This is a genomic window from Paenibacillus sp. FSL R7-269 (genome assembly GCF_000517865.1).
Lineage (GTDB): Bacteria > Bacillota > Bacilli > Paenibacillales > Paenibacillaceae > Paenibacillus_AQ.
Map to the genome: position 1 here is coordinate 1 of NZ_ASPS01000061.1, position 21,976 is coordinate 21,976.

The following is a 21,976-nucleotide window of genomic DNA, read 5'->3' on the forward strand; positions in this document are numbered from 1 at the left end:
GCTGCGGGACAACAGCCAGCGGCAGCAGCAGCGCCGCCAGCAGGGGCGCTGCCAGCCAGGCGGCGGGGGCCAGCCGCCGCAGCGGGTGTGCGCCGCGCCGCGCGCGCGCTACGCTGCGCGGACGCTTCAGGATGCGCCGCAGGTTGATTAACTCTTTCATCTCTATGGCTCCTTCCGTAAGCACCGGTGATTCTTATAGATATGAATTTGCGGCACCTGCTAGAACGGGATTTTGAGAGAAAGAGAGTTGCGGAATCCCCCAGGAATATATAAGTTATACGCTCAAAATAACCCACAAAGTGGGGCTTTAGCTTCGATGATGACTCAGGTACTTTGCGGGGACCCCAAAACATATAAATTCTTATCTTTCTATAAAAAAAGGACCAGCCGCTAAGCGGCTGGTCCTAATATTTTTAAGAATAACTATTATACCCAAGACGGCTGAATCTGGAAACGGGGTCTGATCTCTTCGGCTTTGGAGGATTCGCTTCTTGCCGGTTCAGGCTTAAGTGCTTCTTCCTTCGCAGCAGGAACAGCCGACTCTTCCATGGAAATACGCCATATGTCCGCACCAAGTCCTGACAGCTTCTCAGCCAGGTGCACATACCCGCGGTCAATGTGATGCGTTCCGCTAACCTCTGTAGTGCCTTCCGCCACAAGTCCTGCCAAAATAAGCGCAGCCCCTGCACGCAGGTCCGTAGCACATACCTTAGCGCCGACCAGACTGGCATTGCCGGTCACGATCGCAGAGCGGCCCTCAATCTTAATCTCCGCGTTCATGTTGTGGAATTCATCCACATGCATGAACCGGTTCTCGAAGACGGTCTCTGTCACTACGCTCGTTCCTTCCGAGCGGAGCAGCAGCGCCATCATCTGTGACTGCATATCTGTCGGGAATCCCGGGTATGGTAAAGTCTTGAGATCGACAGCCTTCAGCGGCTTGTCGCTGATGACACGGACTCCGTTCTCATCCGGGATAATCGTAACGCCCATTTCCTCCATCTTGGCAATCACCGGACCCAGATGGTCGGCAATAGCTCCCTCAACATACACATCACCGCCTGTAATCGCCGCTGCCGCCATATAGGTTCCAGCTTCGATCCTGTCAGGAATGACATGATGTCTTACGCCGTGCATACGCTCGACGCCTTCAATCCGGATTACTCCGGTACCAGCTCCGCGTACAATGCCGCCCATCCCGTTCAGGTAATTGGCAAGGTCGACAATCTCCGGCTCTTTAGCCGCATTCTCAATCACTGTGGTGCCTTCGGCAAGCGCGGCAGCCATCATTATATTTTCGGTCGCACCTACGCTGGCAACATCCAGATAGATCTTCGCTCCGCGCAGTCTTCCGTTACTTTTCGCATCGATGTAGCCCTGGCCCAGACTGATCTCGGCTCCAAGCGCTTCAAAACCCTTTAAGTGCTGGTCAATTGGCCTAGTTCCAATGGCACAACCGCCAGGCAGAGAAATACGAGTATGCCCCATACGGGACAGGAGTGGGCCCATAACCAGGAAAGAAGCCCTCATTTTGCGTACCCATTCATATGGTGCTTCACAGGAAGTAATATTAGTAGCATCTACTTCAATCACATCGTTCTGGTATGTAATACCTGCACCCAGAGATTCCAATACCTTGTTAATCGTCATTACATCGTCTAACGGAGGTGCGTCCACAATGACGCTAACTCCTTCTTCTGCCAATAGAGAGGCGGCTATGATCGGTAGTACGGAATTTTTTGCGCCGCTAACTTTCACGCTCCCGGTCAATCTGTTGCCACCGCGGACGATAAATTTGCTCATTTCGGTTTCCCTCCGCGTCCATTATTTCTGAAATTAATTTTGAGGTTAAAATTCGTCTGTTAAGATATTGAATATTCCGTCATTGCGTCTTAGGTGCAGATTCCTTGCTTAACTTCAGTGTTCACATAATAAAACCTTATTATTCGACACTTTTTTCACTGCATCAGCCTATACAGATATAACCAAAGCTGCTTCTGTTAAAACATCCGTCCTATAAGTCCGCTCCAGCCCAGATAATCAAGCAGGAACCCGGCCACGAAGTGACCCAGAACAATCGCCAACAACAGGTGCAGCAGTCTGCCCTGAGGGCTCTTGGGATATCTTATGACCAAATCCAGCTTAAGGTTCTGAAGTGACCACCAGGATAATGCAACGCAGATCAAAGAGATAACCATCGATATCATATTGCTGGTGCCGATCGCACCCGACAACTCAGCGGATAAGCGTGTGTTCATATTAGCCCCCTGTGTTAGGTACTCGGAAATCGACTCTTATATCATACTTGTGCAGGGGAAAAGAATCCAGTACTTTTACGAAATTTTAAACAATTGGGTCTTTATATGCAGATCTGATGACGATATGTTCATAATCTGCTAGATTCGCGCACAGCAAAATTCCCCCACAAAGTGGACTTTAGCTTCGAAGATGACTCAGGTACTTTGCGGGGGGCCCCAAAACATATAAATTCTTTCAAAAAAAGCAGTCAAGCCCAGGGCTTGACCGCTTATCTGCTACTGTTGTCCTTTACCGGTCGAAACTTTGATCCGCGTTACAGCACGCTGCAATGCCAGCTCCGCACGGCGGTGATCGATCTCATCCTGCTTGCTTTGCAGCTTAAGGCGGCGCTCAGCCCGCTCCTTAGCCGCTTCAGCGCGCTCCACATCAATATCCCGGGGCAGCTCAGCACTTTCAGCCAGCACCGTTACCTTATCTTTGTGCACTTCAACGAAACCGCCATGCACAGCGATGGAGACTGTAACACCGTCCGCCTTAACGCTAAGCGGAGCAACCTGAAGCGGGGTGACGAGCGGAATATGCCCCGGGAGAATCCCCAGCTCACCATTCACGCCGCGTACCGTCAGACTGTTCACTTGCTTGGAGTAGACCAAATGCTCCGGAGTAACTATTTCGAGCAAAAAGGTATTCACTTCCATTCCTCCTCAAAGCTTTACAGAATAAAGCCCGATCCCCCAGCATAAGCATGCTTAGGGTTACAACGTTTTCGCTTTTTCCACTGCTTCTTCAATTGTGCCTACGAACAGGAACGCTACTTCCGGAAGATCATCATGCTTGCCTTCGAGGATCTCCTTGAAGCTGCGTACGGTTTCTTTGATCGGCACGTATTTGCCTTTGAAGCCAGTGAACTGCTCTGCTACGTGGAACGGCTGGGACAGGAAGCGCTCAACCTTACGGGCGCGGGATACAATCACCTTATCCTCTTCACTCAGCTCATCCATACCCAGGATGGCAATGATATCCTGAAGCTCGGTATAACGCTGCAGCAGCTGCTTAACGCCTTGTGCCACGTTATAGTGCTCTTCGCCGACGATTTCCGGTGCCAGCATCCGCGAGCTGGAAGCGAGCGGGTCAACCGCAGGGAAGATCCCTTTTTCGGAAATTTTACGCTCCAGGTTGGTCGTTGCATCCAAGTGGGCAAACGCCGTAGCCGGTGCAGGGTCAGTATAGTCATCCGCAGGTACGTAGATCGCCTGAATGGAAGTAACGGAGCCTTTCTTCGTGGACGTAATCCGCTCCTGCAATTGGCCCATTTCTGTAGCCAGTGTAGGCTGGTAACCTACCGCAGAAGGCATCCGGCCGAGCAGGGCTGATACTTCGGAACCCGCCTGGGTGAACCGGAAGATGTTATCGATAAAGAGCAGCGTGTCGCGGCCTTCCACATCACGGAAATATTCCGCCATGGTCAGACCAGTCAGTGCTACGCGCAGACGCGCGCCCGGAGGCTCATTCATTTGTCCGAAGACCATCGCTGTTTTCTTGATAACGCCGGAATCTGTCATTTCGTGATAGAGGTCGTTCCCTTCACGTGTCCGCTCGCCAACGCCTGCGAATACGGAAATCCCGCCGTGTTCCTGTGCAATGTTGTTGATCAATTCCTGAATAGTTACTGTTTTACCAACGCCGGCACCGCCGAACAGGCCGATTTTACCGCCCTTGGCATACGGGGCCAGCAAGTCGATTACCTTGATTCCGGTCTCCAGTACCTCTGCCTGAGTAGACAACTCATCAAAGGTAGGAGCCAAACGGTGAATCGGGTTTCTTGCAGCTACCACTTCAGCACCGTTATCAATTGGATTACCAAGTACGTTAAATACGCGGCCAAGTGTTGCTTCACCAACAGGAACCGAGATCGGCGCTCCCTGGTCAATCGCATCAATACCGCGTACCAGTCCATCTGTAGACGACATGGCGATACAGCGCACCAAGTTATCTCCAAGATGATTGGAAACTTCAAGAGTCAGATCCATGTTGCGGCCATCGCTGAGGCTCGCAACAATTTTGATGGCGTTGAATATCTGGGGCAACTGGCCGCGTTCAAATTCAATATCGACAACCGGACCCATAATGCTCACAACGCGTCCTTTGTTCATCTTCATTTCCCTCCTCGAAAGCTGTTACATATGGACCTTAAGCCCACTCCTATTAAGACTGCGCGTTTGCACCAGCCACGATCTCGGTAATTTCTTGCGTAATAGCCGCCTGACGGGCACGGTTATACGTAAGTCTAAGTTCTCCGATCATTTTTGACGCGTTCTTCGTTGCACTGCCCATGGCTGTCATTTTGGCTCCCAGCTCACTGGCCTTGCCGTTCAGAAGAGCAGCATAGATTAAAGTTTCGGCGTATTTAGGTAGCAGAACCTCCAGTACGCCTTCAGGTGAAGGCTCGTACTCATAAGCTGCAGCTGCTCCGTGATGCCCGCCTTCCCCAACACCTTCCATAGGCAGAAGTCTGTCTACAGTCGGAATCTGGCTGATCGCATTGACAAACTGGTTGTAGCAAATGTAGATCTCATCATAGACACCTGTCTCGAACTGGTTAACCGCCGAATAAGCAATCGACTTGATGTCGGCAAATTTCGGGGTATCGGACAGCTCGGTGATTTCTTCTACAATGGGATATTCACGGCGCCGCAAAAAGTCACGGCCTTTGCGCCCGATCACAAACAGCGCATACTCATCCTTGGACTTATGGCGTTCTGCGATCAGCATCGTTACTTTACGCAGAATGTTCGCATTGTAGCCGCCGGCAAGACCTCTGTCCGAGGTGATGATCAAATAACCTGTTTTTTTGACAGGCCGGCTGACCAGCATCGGGTGCTGGAGATCCTGCGTACCGGCAGCAATACTCGAGACAACCTCCTTCAGCTTCTCTGAATACGGACGGGCTGCTTCTGCCTTCTCCTGCGCCTTGCGCAGCTTGGACGCAGCGACCATTTCCATCGCTTTGGTGATCTGTCTGGTGTTCTGAACGCTCTTAATTTGACGTTTAATATCGCGCATGCTTCTTGCCATGATTTCACCACCTTAGAGCTTTGACGTATGCCAAAGCTAACTTCGTAAGCATAAGCTGAGCTTTGACGTACCAAAGCTAACTTCATAAGTATAAACGGTAATCTCTATATATTAGCTTGTAGCAAAGCCTCTTTTGAATTTGTCGATGGCTTCCTTAAGAGCAGCTTCGTTGTCTGCTGTCAGATCCTTGGTATCCGTGATGGATTTGAGGATGGCGGCTCCACTGCTGTCGATAAAGGCCAGGAATTCCTTCTCGAAACGCTTAACGTCCTTGACAGGAATATCATCCAAATGTCCTTTGACAGCGGTGTACAGACTAACCACTTGATGCTCAACGCCAAGCGGCTGATTCACGCCCTGCTTCAGAATCTCCATCATACGCGCACCGCGGTTCAGACGGGCCTGTGTTGATTTGTCCAGATCAGAGCCGAACTGGGAGAAAGCCTGAAGCTCACGGTATTGAGCCAGATCCAGACGCAGGGAACCGGCGACCTTCTTCATGGCTTTGATCTGTGCGGAACCCCCTACACGGGAAACGGAGATACCAACGTTGATCGCCGGACGCTGCCCGGAGTTGAACAGATCAGATTCAAGGAAGATTTGGCCGTCTGTGATCGAAATTACGTTCGTTGGAATGTAAGCCGATACGTCAGAAGCCTGTGTTTCGATGAATGGCAGGGCGGTTAATGAACCTCCACCAAGCGCATCGCTAAGCTTGGCCGCACGTTCCAGCAGACGGGAGTGCAGGTAGAATACGTCACCAGGGAAAGCTTCCCGGCCCGGTGGACGGCGGAGCAGCAAGGACAATTCGCGGTAAGCCGAAGCTTGCTTGGAAAGGTCATCATAAATGACAAGCACATGCTCGCCCTTATACATGAAGTATTCGCCCATAGCACAGCCTGCGTACGGAGCAATATAGAGCAGCGGAGAAGGCTCGGAAGCCGACGCGGTTACAACGATAGTGTAATCCAGCGCGCCATGACGGCGGAGGGTTTCTACTACCTGTGCTACAGTAGATTGTTTTTGTCCGATAGCAACATAGATACACTTCATGCCGTTGCCCTTCTGGTTGATAATCGCATCAATTGCGATTGCTGTCTTACCTGTCTGACGGTCACCAATGATCAGCTCGCGTTGTCCACGGCCGATTGGAACCATGGCATCGATTGCCTTAAGACCCGTCTGCATTGGTTCGTGTACCGACTTACGGTCGATAACCCCCGGCGCGTTATGTTCAACCGGACGGAATTCCGTAGTAGCGATTGGACCCTTGCCGTCAAGCGGCTGACCCAGTGCATTGACTACGCGGCCCAGCATGGCTTCGCCGACCGGAACCTGCATGATCTGGCCGGTACGTTTGACCTGATCGCCTTCGCGGATCTCTTTGTATTCACCTAGAATAACAACACCGACGTTGCTTTCTTCCAGGTTAAGCGCCATGCCCACTACACCGTTGGAGAACTCCAGCAGTTCCCCTGCCATTGCGTTTTCCAGACCGTAGACACGGGCGATACCGTCGCCGACTTGAATGACGGTGCCAATTTCGGCCACTTCGATATCGGCTTTATATTGCTCAATTTGACTTTTGATCAAAGTGCTGATCTCTTCAGGTCTGATGCCCAATATCCTCACCCCTATCTTCTTTGCTTATCATTAAAGGATTTCTCAAGACGCGTAAGCTTACCAGCCAGACTTCCATCATATAGCGTATCGCCGATTAGGACCTTCAGTCCGCCCAGAAGGCTTCTATCCACTACATTGGTTACACGAATCTTACGGCCAGTAAGCTGGCTGAATTCAGCCGCAACACTATCCTGTTCAGCTTGATTCAGGGAATAAGCGGAATAGACAGTAGCGTAGCCAATGCCAAGAGCATCCCCTTCAATCTTGATATACTTGGCAAGCAACTCTTCGAAAATATCGGTTCTGCCCCGCTCTACCAATAATTGTACCGTGTTCATGACCGCTTCTGAGACTTTACCTTGAAGTGTCCCGCGCAGCACATTCAGTTTGTCGGATTGCGAGATGCGGGGCGCCAGGATAAACCGTTTCACCTCTGCATCGTTATAAAGCACTTCGACGACTAATTTGAGCTGTTCCTCCACTTGAAGTGTAATGCCTTCATCGACTGCTGCACTGTACAAGGCTTTGGCATAGCGCCCGGCAACTACCGTATCGCGGCTCATGATCGGCCTCCTACCTCTTTGAGGTATTGATCAACAAGCTGTTCCTGCTCGCCGTCAGCTGCAACTTCCTTCTCAAGCAGCTTCGAGGCAATGCGGACCGAGGCTGTACCCAGCTCGCTGCGCAGCGCTTCGACCGCTTTATTCTTCTCGTTCGCAATGTCACGTACCGCTTCATCTTTCAGACGGCTTGCTTCCACATGAGCCTGCTCGAGAATCTTGTCAACCTGGTTGTTGCTGGTAGCCTGGGACTGCTGAATGATAGCCTGTGCCTCTTGGCGCGCCTGCTGCAGGGCCTGCTTCTGCTCTTCTACATAAGCGACCGCCTGCTCTCGGGTCTTGGCTGCTTCATCCATTTGCTGCAGCACCATTTCGCGGCGCTTCTCCATAATTCCGAACAGCTTGCTGAAGGCAAATTTGCTGAGCAGGAAGTACAGAACTCCAAATGCAACAATGGAAAATACTATATTGGTCCAAACGATATTCACTGAGGTCACTCCCTTCCGTTACCGCGGCTTGCGGACATATACAAAAGTAAGGCGCGGATGGCACTTGCCCTCCCCGCCAAACCGTAAAAACGGTTTATTAAGTAAACATGATCAGGAACGCGATAACTGTAGCGGCCAAAGGAATAACTTCCACGATACCTACACCGATAAACATTGTTGTCTGCAGTGCGTTACGTGCTTCCGGCTGACGGGCGATAGATTCCACCGTCTTGCTGACGATCATACCGTTACCCAGACCTGCGCCAAGTGCGCCCAAACCAACCGCGATTGCTGCTGCTAAAAATTCCATTTGTAAATATCCTCCTTTAATTTCGGTTCTTTGTGTAATGTCTTAATAATATAAAATCTCCCGCGAAGGTTTCCGGCACCTGCCGCTATCCTCACGGCAGCTTATTAATGCGCTTCTTCCTCGTGGATCGTCATCTGTGCGATGTAGACCATCGTCAGAATCGTAAAGATAAAGGCCTGAAGCGCCCCGACAAAGATACTGAAGCCTTGCCAGATGGCCAGGAACGGAATACTGAACAGTCCCAGCTTCAGAATGACAGTAATCAGAACTTCGCCGGCGAAAATGTTAGCGAATAGACGAATGGCAAGCGCCACTGGCTTCGCCAGGTTCTCAATGATGTTCAGCGGCAAGAAAATTGGAAACGGCTCAATATAATGTTTGAAATAATGCTTGCCGTTCAGCTTGATCCCTAAGTAGTTCATGAGTACAAACACAACGATCGCAAGTCCTGCGGTTACGTTGATGTCTGCGGTCGGCGATTTGTACCACAGAATCTCAGCATGCGCGCCATCAGCCAGGTTCTTGGTTGCTTCGATAACATGTCCGAAGACTGTAACTGGACCATCGGCCTCTGTAATAACGGAAAACGGCAGACCAAGGAGATTGGAGACGAAGATAAACAGTATCAGCGTCAATCCCAGTGATATGTAAGGCTTTCCTTTCTTCAGATCCATGGCGCTGCTGATCAGCCCCTGTACAAATTCGACCACCCATTCCATGAAATTCTGGAGCTTGGATGGATTCTCAACCGACAGGTTGCGGACGGACAGCATGACCAGTACGAATACAATCACCGAGCTGATTACCAGCATCAGCACAGCAGACAGGTCGATTGGTATTCCGCCAACATAGATTAAAGGCATTTCGTGCATAGTATCATCCCCCTTTCTCGTTAATATGGCTACAGCTTATTCTTGATTCCTAGATATATCCCCACGGGAATAGCCAGAAGCTGGGGGATGAACAGGCCGATAATCGTTGCCTCCAGCGAAAAATGCTCATATTTGACTGAAAACATGGTAACCAGAATTCCAAAACTGATTCTTGTAGCAAAACCAAGGCTGAAGGAGCTCTTCCCTTGCTTCGCCACCGCTGCTGTCACTCTTCTGACCTTGAGGGCTAGATAACGGAAATTAACCAGTCCTGCCAGCAAGCCGAGTGTCATTCCCAGAGTAACTGCACGGGTCTCATGATGGAGAGCCCACCCCATTACCAATCCTGCCATAATGATTACTGTCACCCTGGTGACGATATTGATTACGGGAGTCATATTATCCATTTTGCTCCCCCAAAAATTTTTTGATTAGCAAAGCAACATTCACAACGCCGAGAATCAACCCGGCAATCGTTCCGATAGCCAGCCAAACGGCAGGTCCGTCCATCAGATTGCGCAGCCACTTTGCCACAAAAAAGCCTATTACAATGTAAGCGGCGAGCAAGCTGCCCGCACCCCCGAGTACTAGAGCAGTTCGCCCCAGTCCAGGCTCATCCTTTGGTTCCTTCATAGGCTACAATCCCAACTAATTTTACTGAATATCCAGACTCTTTGTCAATTCACAGAAAATTGCCCAAAATCGCATGAAAATATGAAAATAATCACAGCAAAAAACACCAAAACCATATAAACCGTACAGTTTAACTGTATGCTGCTTTTATTAACGTTAGTATATTAGTTGTCTTGCCCTGTTTTATCATTTGTGAACATTGTGTGAAATTCTTCCGGGCGCTCTGGAACAGCTCCGAAATGGTGCAAAATCGCATTGACAATTCTTTCGGAGGCTTTGCCGTCTCCATACGGGTTGGCGGCCCGGCTCATCGACTGATACAGGTTCTGATCGGTCAAAAGAGCATGTGTCCGTTGATACACCTTCTCCTCGTCCGTCCCCACAAGCTCCAGTGTTCCGGCCTCGATCCCTTCCGGGCGCTCGGTTGTATCACGCAGCACAAGCACAGGAACTCCAAAGGAGGGAGCTTCCTCCTGCAGGCCGCCGGAATCGGTCAATATCAGGTGGGTATGCGGATAAAAGTTATGCAGATCAACGACATCCAGCGGATCAATCAGCTTGATTCTAGGGTGTCCGCCGAGGATCTCATGTGCCGGTTCCTTCACTGCCGGACTCGGGTGCACGGGATACACAATGGCTACATCTTCAAATTCATCAGCGATTCTTTTGACTGCACGGAAAATATGACGGTGCGGTTCGCCTTGGGATTCTCTGCGGTGCGCCGTCATCAAAATAAGTCTTTTTCCTGAAGCAAAATCAAGGACCGGATGCCGGTAGTCCGGCTGTACGGTATATTGAAACACATCGGTTACGGTATTGCCTGTGATATAAATACTTGATTCTTTTTTGTTCTCGTGTCTCAGGTTGCCCGCTGACCAGTGAGTCGGAGCAAAATGCAGATCAGCAAGCACGCCTGTCAGCTGACGGTTCATTTCTTCCGGATAAGGCGAAAGCTTGTTCCATGTCCGAAGACCTGCTTCCACATGCCCAACCTGAATCTGTTGCAGGAAAGACGCATAGCTGGCCAGGAAGGTGGTCAGGGTATCGCCATGCACAAGCACGAGGTCCGGCTTCACTTCGCGGAGCACGGGCTCCAGGCCTTCGAGCACCCGAATCGTGATCTCGTTAAGCGTCTGGCGGTCCTTCATTACGTCCAGATCATAATCCGGGGTAATCTTGAATACCTCGAGTACCTGATCCAGCAGCTCTCTGTGCTGCGCAGTTACACAGACAATGGACTCAATCTGCTCAGGATGTCTGTTCAGCTCCAGAACCAGAGGCGCCATCTTGATCGCTTCGGGGCGCACTCCGAAAATCGTCATTACTTTAATTTTGGACATAAGCCCTTCCCTCTCTTCTGAAAACCGTGGTCTATTGGGTTGATACTATTATTATCTGTGCTTCTTACTTGGTACCGTACAGTCTGTCCCCGGCATCTCCGAGGCCTGGAACGATATAGCCATGATCATTCAAATGATCGTCAAGTGCTGCAACATAGATATCCACATCCGGATGAGCAGCTTGTACAGCCGCAACGCCTTCCGGGGCAGCAATCAGGTTCATCATCTTGATCTGGGTGCAGCCGCGGTTCTTGAGCGAGGTAATCGCTGCAATGGCAGAGCCGCCTGTAGCCAGCATAGGATCAATTACGATTAACTCACGTTCTTGGACATCCGTAGGAAGCTTGATGTAGTATTCTACCGGCTGCAGGGTGTCCGGATCACGGAACAGGCCCACATGGCCTACCTTGGCTGCAGGAAGCAGCTTAAGCACACCTTCGAGCATCCCCAGACCGGCGCGCAGAATCGGGATCAATCCCAGCATTCTCCCCGAAATTACCTTGCTTTGTGTTTCAGCCACCGGCGTCTGCACCGTAATGGTCTCCAGCGGAATGTCACGTGTAATCTCATAAGCCATAAGTGTTGCTACTTCGTCGACATGCTCCCTGAATTCTTTTGTGTTGGTCCGCACATCGCGAATGAATGTCAATTTGTGCTGAATCAATGGATGATCGCAAATCACCAATTTTCCCATGTTGTCCCTCCGGTAATTGTAAGTCTTATTTATAGCCAAAGTAAGCGTTCTGCTTCGCAGGTGGCTAAATCCTATCTATTATATCATCACCAAGTCCTCTTTTCACCTACAGATAGACAAATCCGCAGGCCCCCCCGTTTACTGGGGAATTACCACACCATGGAAGCTTAAGGCAATATAGCCACCTCCCTGGATATAAAACAAAGCTTAGTTTGTACGATTAAGCGCTTTTAATACTATTCACATTTCTTTCACTAGTTTTTATGAAAATTCCATGAACTTTCATTACGTTTTCAACATAATTCATGGCGTTTTCTCAGCAGCTATTTGTGAACATTATGTAACAGCAAACAAGTGGAAACACTTTGCTGTCCTTTTAAAGGACGGTACCGTTTCAGCGAGAAATAGAAGAATAATTTATAGTGTGAAACATATACACTATATTTAAAAAAGCCCTTGCGTAAATCCGGCGGAACCGGACACGCAAAGGCGATGTTAAAGGGATGGGGATTAGTACTGCAATCCAGGGTAAATCGGATATTGTTCAGTCAGCTTCGCTACCCCGCTTGCTGCCTGGGTCAAGTTAGCTTCATCCTGCGGATTCTTCAGGACCTGTGCAATAATCTGACCGATCGTTACCATAGCCTGCTCATCCATTCCGCGCGACGTAACAGCCGGTGTGCCGATGCGGATACCGCTGGTGACAAACGGGCTGGTCGGGTCAAACGGAATCGCGTTCTTGTTGACTGTAATTCCGATGGAATCCAGCACCTTCTCGGCGTCCTTGCCGGTAATGTTCAGGTTGCGGGTATCGAGCAGGATCAGATGGTTATCGGTTCCGCCGGATACAATATTAATGCCTTCGCCGACCAGGGTCTCCGCCAGCACCTTAGCGTTCTTAACTACGTTCTCGGCGTAAGTCTTGAATGAAGGCTGCAGCGCCTCACCGAACGAGACAGCCTTGGACGCAATCACATGCATCAGAGGTCCGCCCTGAGAACCTGGGAAGACTGCTTTATCAATCGCAGCAGCCCATGGCTGTCTGCACAGAATCATCCCGCCGCGCGGACCGCGCAAGGTTTTGTGCGTAGTTGTAGTGACGAAGTGGGCATGAGGAACCGGGCTCGGGTGAAGACCGGCAGCCACCAGACCGGCAATATGGGCCATATCGACCATGAACAGGGCACCTACATCATTCGCAATCGAACCAAGTGCGGCAAAATCAATCGTACGCGGATATGCGCTCGCACCGGCAACGATCATTTTGGGACGGTGCTTGAAGGCGGCTTTGCGCACTTCATCATAATCGATCAGGAAGGAATCCTCTTGTACGCCATAAGCCACGAAGTTATACAGAATTCCGGAAGCATTCACCGGGCTGCCGTGAGTTAAATGGCCGCCATGCGCCAGATTCATACCGAGAACGGTATCGCCCGGCTTAAGCGCAGCCAGGTATACAGCCATATTGGCCTGTGCGCCGGAATGCGGCTGCACGTTGGCATGCTCGGCACCGAACAGCTCCTTGGCACGGTCGCGGGCCAGGTTCTCTACGATATCGACATCTTCACAGCCGCCATAGTAACGCTTGCCGGGATAACCTTCGGCGTATTTGTTCGTAAGCACGGAGCCCATGGCCTCCATGACGGCTTCACTTACAATATTCTCTGAGGCAATAAGTTCAATGTTCGCACGCTGGCGGCTCAGTTCGAGGCCCATCGCTTCCAGTACTGCCGGGTCACTTTTACGCAATTGTTCCATGTTTCTAATTTCCTCCCTGTAACTCTGATTTTATGTGGTGTTAGTTAAACCCTCTCACTTCAGTCACAATTCGCGGAACCGCTAGTCTCAGGCGTGCGGTACACAGCCCGTTCCCCGCCGATCAGCGGCGGTCTGCTCCACGCGGCATTTACCCGGGCAGCCCCGATAACCCGCAGGCTTGGCCGGTAAGGTACGGCAATCCTACGCAGATGCATGCCAATCAGGGTCTCCCCGATATCTATACCGGCATGAGCTTCAATGGTCTCTGCCAGTACCGGGTCTGTCATGGACTGGTAGGCCGCAGCAGCCATGGAGCCTCCGGCTCCCGGAATGGGTACAGCCGATACCTCTCTAAGGCCAAGGGCTTCCAGCAGGGCGCGTTCCATCACCAGCGAACGGTTCAAATGCTCGCAGCACTGGTAGACCGGGTGAAAACCAAATTCATCCGCAATCTGCGTAATCCCCTCCAGCAGCTGACGTGCAACCTCCAGCGCTCCGCCTGTCCCAATCCGCTTCCCCGCCACTTCGCTTGTGCTGGCTCCGACGACCAGGATCTTCCCCGGACCGAGCTTGCCCGCTACTGCAAGTTCACGCGTTACCGCAGCAGTGGCTGCGGCCAAAGAAAGTTCCCCGCCGCCCGTTAGCTGCTGCTCTGCAGCCGCCTTACCGGATAAGCGGTCATCCCCTGAATTCTGCTTCAGGACTTCCTCCATCTTACCGCCCCCTTCAACCGTTTCTGATTTCCATGGAGATGCAACTTTTAAACAAAAAAGAGCAGTCCGCAGGTTGAACTGCGGATGTGCTCTTTTGCCCAGGCGACCGGCCGTTTATTCCAGGTGCTCCATCGTGGTTTCATCCACACTTGTCGCCAGTTACACCGGAACCGGATCATATTTATTACATCTTAAGGGATAGTCAGCAAAAAATCAACCACTTCAAAGCCGTCTTAGCGATTCAAGCTTATCGAGCAGACCGTACAACGCCGTACGGATCTCAGCCGCCGCCAGCTCGTAATCTTCACGCGAGCCGCCGAACGGATCACTGATATCGAAGCTGGGGATACGCTGGCGGATCTCAATCATCCGCTGCATAGCCGCAGCATCCGGCTCGGTGCCCAGGGCCAGATTCAGCTCTGCCTCCGCATACAGGCTGTCCAGCTCCCGGATATCGGCATTCACGGATTCCTGCGTCTGGACATACTCCTTAAGGGTATGGGTCTTGGTAACGGCGTCAGGAAAATACTGCAGCAAGTGCCGTTTATGTGCTCCTGTCAGGGTAAGGATCAGATCAGCCCAGGCCACCGCCTCCCCGTCCAGCTGTGAGGATACGATGCGGTCCTGAATCCCTTCATCCTGCAGAATGCCGCCAGCATGTCTGGATATGGAAGTACCCGGGACAGCAGAAACTCCGGCAGACCGCACCTCCACATGAATGCCCCGCTCCTTCGCAAGCTTCCGCAGAAGCCCTTCGGCCATGGGACTACGGCAGGTATTACCTGTGCAGACAAATAAAATATGCAGCAACCTTTCCACCTCCGGTAAACATTATAATTTCGGTATAAAGCTAAAAAATCGTGGGTATTGCCGTTATTGTATCAGAAGATGAACATCAAACCAAACGCCAGCAGGATGGCTCCGCCCAGCGCTTCCCCGTATTCTCCGAGTCCGCGGCTTACCCGACGGCCCAGCAGCAGCCCCGTAATCGACATGACACCGCCGCAGGCACCGAAGGCCAGCACGGTTAGTATAATACTATTCACAAACATCCCGAGTGAAACCCCGACCGAGAAAGAATCCACACTTACACTGAGCGAGATCAGCAGCATCCCCCAGATCGTCCGGTGATCCATCTGCCGGCTGCTGCCGCCGTCGTCCTGGCGGAAGGAATTGAACACCATATGTCCGCCCAGCAGAACCAGCAGGACTCCGGCGGCATACGTGGTAACTTGTCCCAGCAAATGGCCGACATAGCTGCCCGTGAACAGGCCCAGCAGCGGCATCAGTACATGAAAAAAAGCAATCAGCAGGCTAAGCTGCAGCACATGCAGCAGACGGATGCCCCTCATCCCGATGCCTACGCCCAGCGAGAACGCATCCATCCCCAGCGCAACTGCCATAATAGCTATTGTTACTAACTGGCCCCAGCCCCCATATATTCCGTCCCAGCCCATGAATAACCCTCCACCCTGAGTCCGTAAGTTCTTGTACAACAACGATATGCGGACAAGATGGTATTCATGACTGTGAGGTGGATGGCAGGTGGGGCTGGAGGGAGCCAGAGCCTGCGTGAAATCAGGTGTATCAGCTTATCTGAAAATTCATTTTTCGGGTTTATCGAAATATTCCTTTGACTTTTTGAGGATGTCCAGCTCCTCCTCCATCTCGGCCAACTGCCCCTCCATCTCCGCCAACTGCTGACCGTGTTCCTTCAGTTGACGTTCAAGCTCTCTGACTTTGTCCTGATCGGCTTCCTGATCCTTTCCACTCATAGAAGCACCTCCTTCCAGCGGCTTAACAGGCGGACACGGTTCATGCTAACAGAGCAGCCTGCTAACCGGCGTCGATTACCGTATCACCGGCGGCTTTCATCAGCCGGTTCATGATGGCTGCGCCGAGGCCCGTGACCGGGCAGGCCTCGGCCAGAATGTACGTGGCCCCCGCTTCATCAAAACGCCGCAAGGCGGCATACAGGAAGCGGGCCGCCTCCTCCGGCGAGGACAGCGAGCCGAGAGACACCGTGCAGGCAGCCGGGTCGGCGGGATACAGGGCCCTATGCTCCTCGAAGAGGAGCAGGCCCGTGATCTCGCCCGCCCGCTGCGCCGCCTGCAGCAGCCCTGCGGCGGTATCCGCCACGCGCTGCGCGGAGGAGCCGCGTACGATGCCAAGCGCGCCGCGCGGGGCATAGTGCGTGTACTTCATGCCCGGAGCGCGCGGCGCCGGGCTGCTGCCGGCGGCCGGCTTCGCGGCGGCCGCTTCAGTGCCGGTCACCGCCGCGAGCTGCTCGGCGGTGATGCCCCCTGGACGGAGCACGGCTACCGTCCCGTCCGGCTGCACCTGCACCACGGTCGACTCCAGGCCGACCCCGGCCGCGCCACCGTCCAGAACCCCGCCGATATATCCGGCGAGGTCTTCCAGCACATGGGCGGCCAGCGTAGGACTTGGCCGCCCGGAGCGGTTGGCGCTGGGCGCAGCAACCGGACAATCCGCCGCGCGCAGCAGCGCAAGCGCCACCGGATGATCCGGCATGCGCACGCCAACCGTATCCAGGCCTGCCGTCACCAGCGGCGAAAGGACGCCGGGCCGCACCGGCAGTACCAGTGTCAGCGGGCCGGGCCAGAAGGCATCGATCAGCGCCGAGGCCACCGGATGCACCTCCGTCACCAGACGTTCAAGATCCTCCCGCCGGGCAATATGCACGATCAGCGGGTTGTCCGAGGGACGACCTTTGGCTGCGAATACCGCTTCAACCGCTGCTGTATTCCGCGCGTCTGCACCCAGTCCGTACACCGTCTCCGTCGGAAAGGCCACCGTCTCCCCGTTCCGCAGCAGCGTTGCCGCTTCTGAGATCATGCCCAGGTCACTCCCGCCCGGCTGCCAACTGGCAAAACTCCCCAATCCGCCATCTGTTCCCTCCTTACCGGAAGCAAGGCTCCAGTACAGAGTAGACTCTATATGACCGCTGCGGCGCTGGGCCGCGAACGGTGAATGCTTATCTTCTGTCATCTATCATCACTAGCTTTCTAATTGAATTATTACGCCAAAAACGGCCCCCTCAGGCGGAGCCGCTTCTGCTCAAGTGCTGCAATCATCGTACCATATCCGGCGCAAAAACTGTAGAATCCAATATGCGTCTACACCATCCTTCTCAGGACATTCAGGCGAACAGCCCGCAGATCCAGCTCCAGATATTCTTCAGCAGCTCCCACACGAAGAACTTCACCTTCGGTGTCCCAGCAGCATCACCCGAGCTTCCTTCCTTGTTAGCAGAATCCGAGAGACTGGATACTGCCCCTTGCGCTGTTCCATCCGCACCCTTCACCTTCGCGCCGTCTCCCGAAGCCTTGGCTGAGACCTTAGTAACATCCTTAGCTCCAGCCTTCGCAGCAGCCGGTTCCGCAGCCGCAGCATCCCCGGTTCCCGCATCGATGAAGCAAAGCGGCGGAAACAGCACGCACCACCAGTTCTGTCCCTTACCTGCTCCAAGCGTAACCCGGACAGCCTCGTATTCTCCGGCAGGGTAGACCCGGCCGCCATACATTTTGGTCGGAAAAGGAACCGTGCCCAGCTCCACCTGATAGCCGTATTCAATCCCGCGCAGCGCCAGCTCTCTGCCCACCAGCTCATTCAGCTCCGGCAGGTGATTACGGATCAGGGCACGGGCCTGCTCCAGACTCTGCGGATCTTCCAGTCCGGCCACCCACTGATTAATCTGCTCCACGATCCGGTCACGAATCTGGCGCTTCACCAGCTGATCCCCGGTGCCGTCCGAATTCGCCAGAATACGCAAGCGGATTGACTCCTGCGGGATGGATACCTCTGCAACAGCAGCATCACTTTTTTGCCCTTCCCAGGCCATCATCAGAATCATAAAAAAACAAATTAAAATGGCAGTATACTTAAAGGTAATCCGCAGGGAATCCCCTCGCTCCAGCTTAACATCCTCCATCTTCCGCAGCCCCTCTCCCTCTGAACCTCTTATGTTCCCAGTATGTCCAGGAATGAGAGACTGCAAACCTAGTAATCTATTATTTATGAAGTAGAGACGGCAGTTGCCTAGTTTTTGGACAAAAGGGATTTGCCCTTCGCGTCCGGCTGCGGCAGCGGGAGATCGTCCTCCACATCCTGTCCGTAGAGCCTTACGCTCATCGCTATCCCCATGCAGGCCATATTAATCAGCAGCGAGGTCCCGCCGTAGCTGATGAAAGGCAGGGTAATGCCGGTCAGCGGCATCAGTCCGGTCATCGCCCCAATATTCTCCAGAATCTGATACAGCAGCATCGCCACGATCCCGACAATCAGCAGCGGCCCGCCGCGGTCCCTGCATTCCAAGGCAATCAGTATTAATCTGTGGATCAGGATAAAAAAGAGCATCAGCAGCGCCGCTGCGCCCAGGAAGCCGAATTCCTCCCCAATCTGCACAAAAATCGATTCCGAATACAGATACGGCACACGGTTGCTCTGTACGGAGCTGCCTTGCAAATAGCCTTCTCCCTTGAGGCCCCCGGAGCCAATCGCCGTCTGGGCATTTTTCGTCTGATAGCTCGCTTTGCTGCTGGCTAGATCAGGCACGAGCCAAGGGTCAAACCGGCTGACGAAATGATCCCGGCCCAGCGTTTTTTCAATGAAATTAACCGTCTGCTCGTGATAGTTGATATAGCACAGGATGAAGCCCAGAATTGCCCCGCCCGCGATAATCAGCCCGATCAGCGCATGGGAGAATTTGATACGCCCGATCCATAGCAGGCCAAGCAGGATTACGATATAGCTGAGCGCATTGCCCAGATCATTCTGGATGATGACCAGCGCGCACGGCATGAATGCAATCAGACCCAGCGGCACGACATCGCGCCAGAACTGGAGCCGGGTTTTATTTTTGCGGACAAGCATGGTGGTCAGAAAAATAATTAGAATCAGCTTGAACAGTTCCGCCGGCTGAATGCTTAAATCTCCAATACCGATCCAGCCTTGGGCACCGTTCTTCACCTTGCCAAAAAAGCTGACCGACAGCAGAATCCCAATCCCGGCAATATAAATATAGAGCCCATACCGTACCAGCAGGCGGTAATCGAACAGGGTGATCAGGATAAAAGCGACAAAGCCCACAGCATAATACTTAAGCATCCTGATATGCATTCCGTCCAGATCGTCTCTTCCGTGAGTCACGCTATAAATGGAGAAGATACAGATCCCCATCAGCACAATCAAAATAAGCACAATGCTGCCGTCTATTCTTTTGATTCTCTGCAACATAAGGATATACCCCTCAACCTCTCCGGATTAGGAATCCGCCCGTTACACCCAGCCCAGGCTTCAACCCACTAATTTCCATTGTAATTCAATTGGGAGCATCTATTCAATTTTTCTATTTCTGCATAGCTGATCCACTTCATCCGAACGGCCTTAGTTCCGTAGACGCCCAGACACATGAATTCTTACATTTCAAAACTAAAATACCGGAACCCTTCGTATACGAAGAATTCCGGTATAGATGAAGCATCCAGCTTCCCCATATGCGCGGGCTTTACTATTCTTAATGAGTTAGCTTCTCTTGGCGGGAGCCGGGGAAGAATACAGCGCAGGACTCGGCAGATCCTCTTCCACCTCTTGCCCATGCAGACGTACGCTCATGACAAGTCCTATGCTCGCCATATTGATCAGCAGTGAGGTTCCCCCGAAGCTGATGAACGGCAGCGTAATCCCGGTCAACGGCATCAGGCCCAGGAAGGCCCCGATATTCTCAAAAATCTGGTACAGCAGCATCGCCACCACCCCGACGATCAGGAATGGCCCGCCCCTATCCTTGCACTCCAGTGCTATTAGAATCATCCGGTGAATGAGGATAAAGTACAGCAGCAGCACCAATGCCGACCCGACAAAGCCGTATTCCTCCGCAATCTGTACAAAAATGGAGTCCGAGTAGGTGTACGGTACACGGTCGGTCTGCACCGAGCTGCCCGTCATATAGCCTTCACCGCTCATGCCGCCGGAAGCGATGGCCATTTTGGCGTTCTTCGTATGATAAATCGCTTTGGCCGTCGCCTTATCCGGCACCAGCCACGGGTCGAAGCGCTCAATCCAGTGCGAGCGTTTGATATCTACCAGAAAATCCTTAATTTCATCGTGATAATGAATATAACTCATAATTCCGGCAGCCGCCGAGCCGCCTATAACCAGCAGCCCGATCAGCGCATGGGTGAATTTAATATTGCCGATCCACAGGAGACCGATCAGAATAACGATGTACGAGAGCGCATTCCCCAGGTCATTCTGGCTGATTACGATGACAAACGGCACGAAACTGAATAATCCCAGCGGGACTACATCGCGCCAGAACAGCAGCTTATTCTTATTCTTGCGGACCAGCACAGCCGCCAGGAACAGAATAAGAATCAGCTTGAACAGCTCCGCTGGCTGAAGACTGAAGCTTGTACCGAACTTGATCCAGCCTTGTGCGCCGTTCTGCTCTGTACCGACGAAGCTGACCAGGACCAGAATGCCAATGCCCGTGATGTACACATACAACGCGTATTTTACAAACAGGCGATAATCCACGAACGTCAGCCCGATAAAGGCAACGAAGCCCACGATATAGAATTTAATCATCTTAATATGCGACCCGTCCAGCCTCTCACGCCCGTGGGTCACACTATATATGGAGAAAATGCTGACCACCATCAGCAGCACAAGAATCACCAGGATGACACCGTCAATCTTTTTAATCTTCTGAAGCATATTCTGTCTCCTTACTCAGTACTGGTTCTTCCCGTTCATGTCTGCAGGCAGAAGTTCCGTCTTGTCTATTGTAAAGGAAGGGGCCGCCTAAATACAATTTCCATCGTTTGGGGGTACTCTGTTAGGTGAACAGCCGGGCCACCTCCAATGCAGCGGACTGAGCGGACCTTATTCGCTGCAAAAGCACCTTCCCGGAAGTAATGCGGACAGAGAGGACGCTATTCGTTCAGTTGGTTGCTCACACAGGCCTGTTTACAGGCAATAAGGTCTTCTCAGTCCACAAGTGTTGATCTTTTCGCGTTATTTGAGCAAATAGCGTCTTCTCAGTCCGTTCCCCCGTCCTCACCGAGCTATCCCGAGCACATGCCGGGGAATCCCGGCGAGATCATCGATGGTGATGATCTCGTCCCAATGTCCGGCTGCCCGCAGCAGTCCGGCCACCTGCTCGGCCTGCCCCTGGCCGAGCTCAAAGCCGACCAGGCGCGGCGGAGCCGGGAGCAGCGGCAGCTGCTCCATCATGCGGCGGTACGGGTCCAGCCCGTCCCCGCCGCCGTCCAGTGCCGTGCGCGGCTCATGATCGCGCACCTCGCGCTGCAGCCCGGCGATGTCGCCGCCGGGGATGTACGGCGGGTTGGAGACGAGGATATCCGTCTCCAGCCCCGCGAACGGCTCGAGCAGATCGCCGAGCCGCAGGTCCACCGCCGTGCCGTGCCGCTGCGCATTGCGCCGGGCCACGGCCAGTGCGCCGGGCGAGATATCGCCGGCGCAGACCCGCCACACCGGCGCTTCCGCCGCCAGCGTGACGGAGATGGCTCCGCTGCCGGCGCCGATATCGACGGCGGTCAGCGGCCGTGCGGCGCCGGCTGCGCCCGCGCCGCTCTCCCGGCGGGCTGGGCTGCGGCCCGCCCCGCCG

At 52.9% G+C, this 21,976-nt stretch carries 24 protein-coding genes and 1 riboswitch; all 24 genes read right to left on the reverse strand.

All coding sequences use genetic code 11. The annotated features are described in order from the left end of the window. Positions 1-426 precede the first annotated feature (426 nt). Entirely contained in the window at positions 427-1,803 is a 1,377-nt protein-coding gene (gene murA / locus C162_RS25545; RefSeq protein ID WP_036699206.1) for a UDP-N-acetylglucosamine 1-carboxyvinyltransferase, read from the reverse strand. A gap of 197 nt (positions 1,804-2,000) precedes the next feature. Continuing rightward, positions 2,001-2,258: a DUF1146 family protein gene (locus tag C162_RS25550; RefSeq protein ID WP_036699207.1), complete on the reverse strand. Its 258-nt coding sequence runs from the start codon at positions 2,256-2,258 to the stop codon at positions 2,001-2,003. Positions 2,259-2,534: 276 nt separating this feature from the next. After that, positions 2,535-2,951 carry a F0F1 ATP synthase subunit epsilon gene (locus C162_RS25555; protein ID WP_036699230.1) on the reverse strand — a complete coding sequence of 139 codons (417 nt, stop codon included), beginning with the start codon at positions 2,949-2,951 and terminating at the stop codon, positions 2,535-2,537. Between the two features lie 63 nt (positions 2,952-3,014). Further along, entirely contained in the window at positions 3,015-4,412 is a 1,398-nt protein-coding gene (gene atpD / locus C162_RS25560; RefSeq protein ID WP_036699208.1) for a F0F1 ATP synthase subunit beta, read from the reverse strand. A 52-nt stretch (positions 4,413-4,464) separates the two neighbouring features. After that, complete coding sequence (gene atpG / locus C162_RS25565; RefSeq protein WP_036699210.1) at positions 4,465-5,334, reverse strand: ATP synthase F1 subunit gamma; 870 nt, start codon at positions 5,332-5,334, stop codon at positions 4,465-4,467. Between the two features lie 111 nt (positions 5,335-5,445). Beyond that, a complete protein-coding gene (gene atpA / locus C162_RS25570) occupies positions 5,446-6,957 on the reverse strand; it encodes a F0F1 ATP synthase subunit alpha (protein ID WP_036699211.1) in 1,512 nt (503 codons plus the stop codon). Between the two features lie 11 nt (positions 6,958-6,968). Beyond that, entirely contained in the window at positions 6,969-7,520 is a 552-nt protein-coding gene (locus C162_RS25575; RefSeq protein ID WP_036699212.1) for a F0F1 ATP synthase subunit delta, read from the reverse strand. Beyond that, positions 7,517-8,005, reverse strand: a complete 489-nt coding sequence (atpF, locus tag C162_RS25580) for a F0F1 ATP synthase subunit B (protein WP_036699213.1) — start codon at positions 8,003-8,005, stop codon at positions 7,517-7,519. The genes C162_RS25575 and atpF overlap by 4 nt, the downstream gene beginning before the upstream one ends. A 97-nt stretch (positions 8,006-8,102) precedes the next feature. Then, on the reverse strand, positions 8,103-8,315 hold the full coding sequence (gene atpE, locus C162_RS25585; protein ID WP_036699216.1) for a F0F1 ATP synthase subunit C: 213 nt from the start codon (positions 8,313-8,315) through the stop codon (positions 8,103-8,105). Between the two features lie 104 nt (positions 8,316-8,419). Continuing rightward, positions 8,420-9,187: a F0F1 ATP synthase subunit A gene (atpB, locus tag C162_RS25590; protein ID WP_036699217.1), complete on the reverse strand. Its 768-nt coding sequence runs from the start codon at positions 9,185-9,187 to the stop codon at positions 8,420-8,422. Positions 9,188-9,216: 29 nt separating this feature from the next. Continuing rightward, positions 9,217-9,594 carry an ATP synthase subunit I gene (locus C162_RS25595; RefSeq protein WP_036699219.1) on the reverse strand — a complete coding sequence of 126 codons (378 nt, stop codon included), beginning with the start codon at positions 9,592-9,594 and terminating at the stop codon, positions 9,217-9,219. Then, the gene (locus C162_RS25600) at positions 9,587-9,820 is read right to left on the reverse strand and encodes an ATPase F0F1 (protein WP_051493920.1); all 234 of its coding nucleotides are present in this window, start codon (positions 9,818-9,820) and stop codon (positions 9,587-9,589) included. The genes C162_RS25595 and C162_RS25600 overlap by 8 nt, the downstream gene beginning before the upstream one ends. 164 nt (positions 9,821-9,984) lie before the next feature. Then, complete coding sequence (gene wecB / locus C162_RS25605) at positions 9,985-11,160, reverse strand: non-hydrolyzing UDP-N-acetylglucosamine 2-epimerase (RefSeq protein WP_036699220.1); 1,176 nt, start codon at positions 11,158-11,160, stop codon at positions 9,985-9,987. Positions 11,161-11,224: 64 nt separating this feature from the next. Further along, positions 11,225-11,854 (reverse strand): uracil phosphoribosyltransferase, encoded by a 630-nt coding sequence (gene upp, locus C162_RS25610; RefSeq protein ID WP_036699222.1) that lies wholly within the window; start codon positions 11,852-11,854, stop codon positions 11,225-11,227. A 510-nt stretch (positions 11,855-12,364) separates the two neighbouring features. Further along, the gene (glyA, locus tag C162_RS25615) at positions 12,365-13,612 is read right to left on the reverse strand and encodes a serine hydroxymethyltransferase (protein WP_036699223.1); all 1,248 of its coding nucleotides are present in this window, start codon (positions 13,610-13,612) and stop codon (positions 12,365-12,367) included. A 59-nt stretch (positions 13,613-13,671) separates the two neighbouring features. Next, the gene (locus C162_RS25620; protein WP_083678043.1) at positions 13,672-14,325 is read right to left on the reverse strand and encodes a TIGR01440 family protein; all 654 of its coding nucleotides are present in this window, start codon (positions 14,323-14,325) and stop codon (positions 13,672-13,674) included. Positions 14,326-14,414: 89 nt separating this feature from the next. Continuing rightward, positions 14,415-14,498, reverse strand: a riboswitch (ZMP/ZTP riboswitch). Between the two features lie 49 nt (positions 14,499-14,547). Next, on the reverse strand, positions 14,548-15,135 hold the full coding sequence (locus tag C162_RS25625) for a low molecular weight protein arginine phosphatase (RefSeq protein WP_036699224.1): 588 nt from the start codon (positions 15,133-15,135) through the stop codon (positions 14,548-14,550). A gap of 71 nt (positions 15,136-15,206) precedes the next feature. Then, positions 15,207-15,782 carry a manganese efflux pump MntP gene (locus tag C162_RS25630; RefSeq protein ID WP_036699226.1) on the reverse strand — a complete coding sequence of 192 codons (576 nt, stop codon included), beginning with the start codon at positions 15,780-15,782 and terminating at the stop codon, positions 15,207-15,209. A 147-nt stretch (positions 15,783-15,929) separates the two neighbouring features. Beyond that, entirely contained in the window at positions 15,930-16,100 is a 171-nt protein-coding gene (locus C162_RS36150; protein ID WP_143804353.1) for a V-type ATPase 116kDa subunit family protein, read from the reverse strand. Between the two features lie 61 nt (positions 16,101-16,161). Further along, positions 16,162-17,334 (reverse strand): L-threonylcarbamoyladenylate synthase, encoded by a 1,173-nt coding sequence (locus C162_RS25635; protein WP_036699227.1) that lies wholly within the window; start codon positions 17,332-17,334, stop codon positions 16,162-16,164. A 151-nt stretch (positions 17,335-17,485) separates the two neighbouring features. Then, complete coding sequence (gene spoIIR / locus C162_RS25640) at positions 17,486-18,244, reverse strand: stage II sporulation protein R (RefSeq protein ID WP_036699233.1); 759 nt, start codon at positions 18,242-18,244, stop codon at positions 17,486-17,488. 140 nt (positions 18,245-18,384) lie between these two features. Next, the gene (locus tag C162_RS25645) at positions 18,385-19,581 is read right to left on the reverse strand and encodes an FtsW/RodA/SpoVE family cell cycle protein (RefSeq protein WP_036699228.1); all 1,197 of its coding nucleotides are present in this window, start codon (positions 19,579-19,581) and stop codon (positions 18,385-18,387) included. A 288-nt stretch (positions 19,582-19,869) separates the two neighbouring features. Beyond that, entirely contained in the window at positions 19,870-21,063 is a 1,194-nt protein-coding gene (locus tag C162_RS25650; protein ID WP_036699229.1) for an FtsW/RodA/SpoVE family cell cycle protein, read from the reverse strand. Positions 21,064-21,405: 342 nt separating this feature from the next. Beyond that, positions 21,406-21,976, reverse strand: a 571-nt coding sequence (locus tag C162_RS25655) for a N5-glutamine methyltransferase family protein (protein WP_156949699.1), incomplete at its 5' end; no start/stop codon positions are given.

Excerpts from the sequence above, each read along its gene's own strand:
- murA (WP_036699206.1), bottom strand. The coding sequence starts at position 1,803 with ATGAGCAAATTTATCGTCCGCGGTGGCAACAGATTGACCGGGAGCGTG.
- C162_RS25550 (WP_036699207.1), bottom strand. The coding sequence starts at position 2,258 with ATGAACACACGCTTATCCGCTGAGTTGTCGGGTGCGATCGGCACCAGC.
- atpD (WP_036699208.1), bottom strand. The coding sequence starts at position 4,412 with ATGAACAAAGGACGCGTTGTGAGCATTATGGGTCCGGTTGTCGATATT.
- atpG (WP_036699210.1), bottom strand. The coding sequence starts at position 5,334 with ATGGCAAGAAGCATGCGCGATATTAAACGTCAAATTAAGAGCGTTCAG.
- C162_RS25575 (WP_036699212.1), bottom strand. The coding sequence starts at position 7,520 with ATGAGCCGCGATACGGTAGTTGCCGGGCGCTATGCCAAAGCCTTGTAC.
- atpE (WP_036699216.1), bottom strand. The coding sequence starts at position 8,315 with ATGGAATTTTTAGCAGCAGCAATCGCGGTTGGTTTGGGCGCACTTGGC.
- atpB (WP_036699217.1), bottom strand. The coding sequence starts at position 9,187 with ATGCACGAAATGCCTTTAATCTATGTTGGCGGAATACCAATCGACCTG.
- C162_RS25595 (WP_036699219.1), bottom strand. The coding sequence starts at position 9,594 with ATGGATAATATGACTCCCGTAATCAATATCGTCACCAGGGTGACAGTA.
- C162_RS25600 (WP_051493920.1), bottom strand. The coding sequence starts at position 9,820 with ATGAAGGAACCAAAGGATGAGCCTGGACTGGGGCGAACTGCTCTAGTA.
- wecB (WP_036699220.1), bottom strand. The coding sequence starts at position 11,160 with ATGTCCAAAATTAAAGTAATGACGATTTTCGGAGTGCGCCCCGAAGCG.
- upp (WP_036699222.1), bottom strand. The coding sequence starts at position 11,854 with ATGGGAAAATTGGTGATTTGCGATCATCCATTGATTCAGCACAAATTG.
- glyA (WP_036699223.1), bottom strand. The coding sequence starts at position 13,612 with ATGGAACAATTGCGTAAAAGTGACCCGGCAGTACTGGAAGCGATGGGC.
- C162_RS25620 (WP_083678043.1), bottom strand. The coding sequence starts at position 14,325 with ATGGAGGAAGTCCTGAAGCAGAATTCAGGGGATGACCGCTTATCCGGT.
- C162_RS25630 (WP_036699226.1), bottom strand. The coding sequence starts at position 15,782 with ATGGGCTGGGACGGAATATATGGGGGCTGGGGCCAGTTAGTAACAATA.
- C162_RS36150 (WP_143804353.1), bottom strand. The coding sequence starts at position 16,100 with ATGAGTGGAAAGGATCAGGAAGCCGATCAGGACAAAGTCAGAGAGCTT.
- C162_RS25635 (WP_036699227.1), bottom strand. The coding sequence starts at position 17,334 with ATGACAGAAGATAAGCATTCACCGTTCGCGGCCCAGCGCCGCAGCGGT.
- C162_RS25645 (WP_036699228.1), bottom strand. The coding sequence starts at position 19,581 with ATGTTGCAGAGAATCAAAAGAATAGACGGCAGCATTGTGCTTATTTTG.
- C162_RS25650 (WP_036699229.1), bottom strand. The coding sequence starts at position 21,063 with ATGCTTCAGAAGATTAAAAAGATTGACGGTGTCATCCTGGTGATTCTT.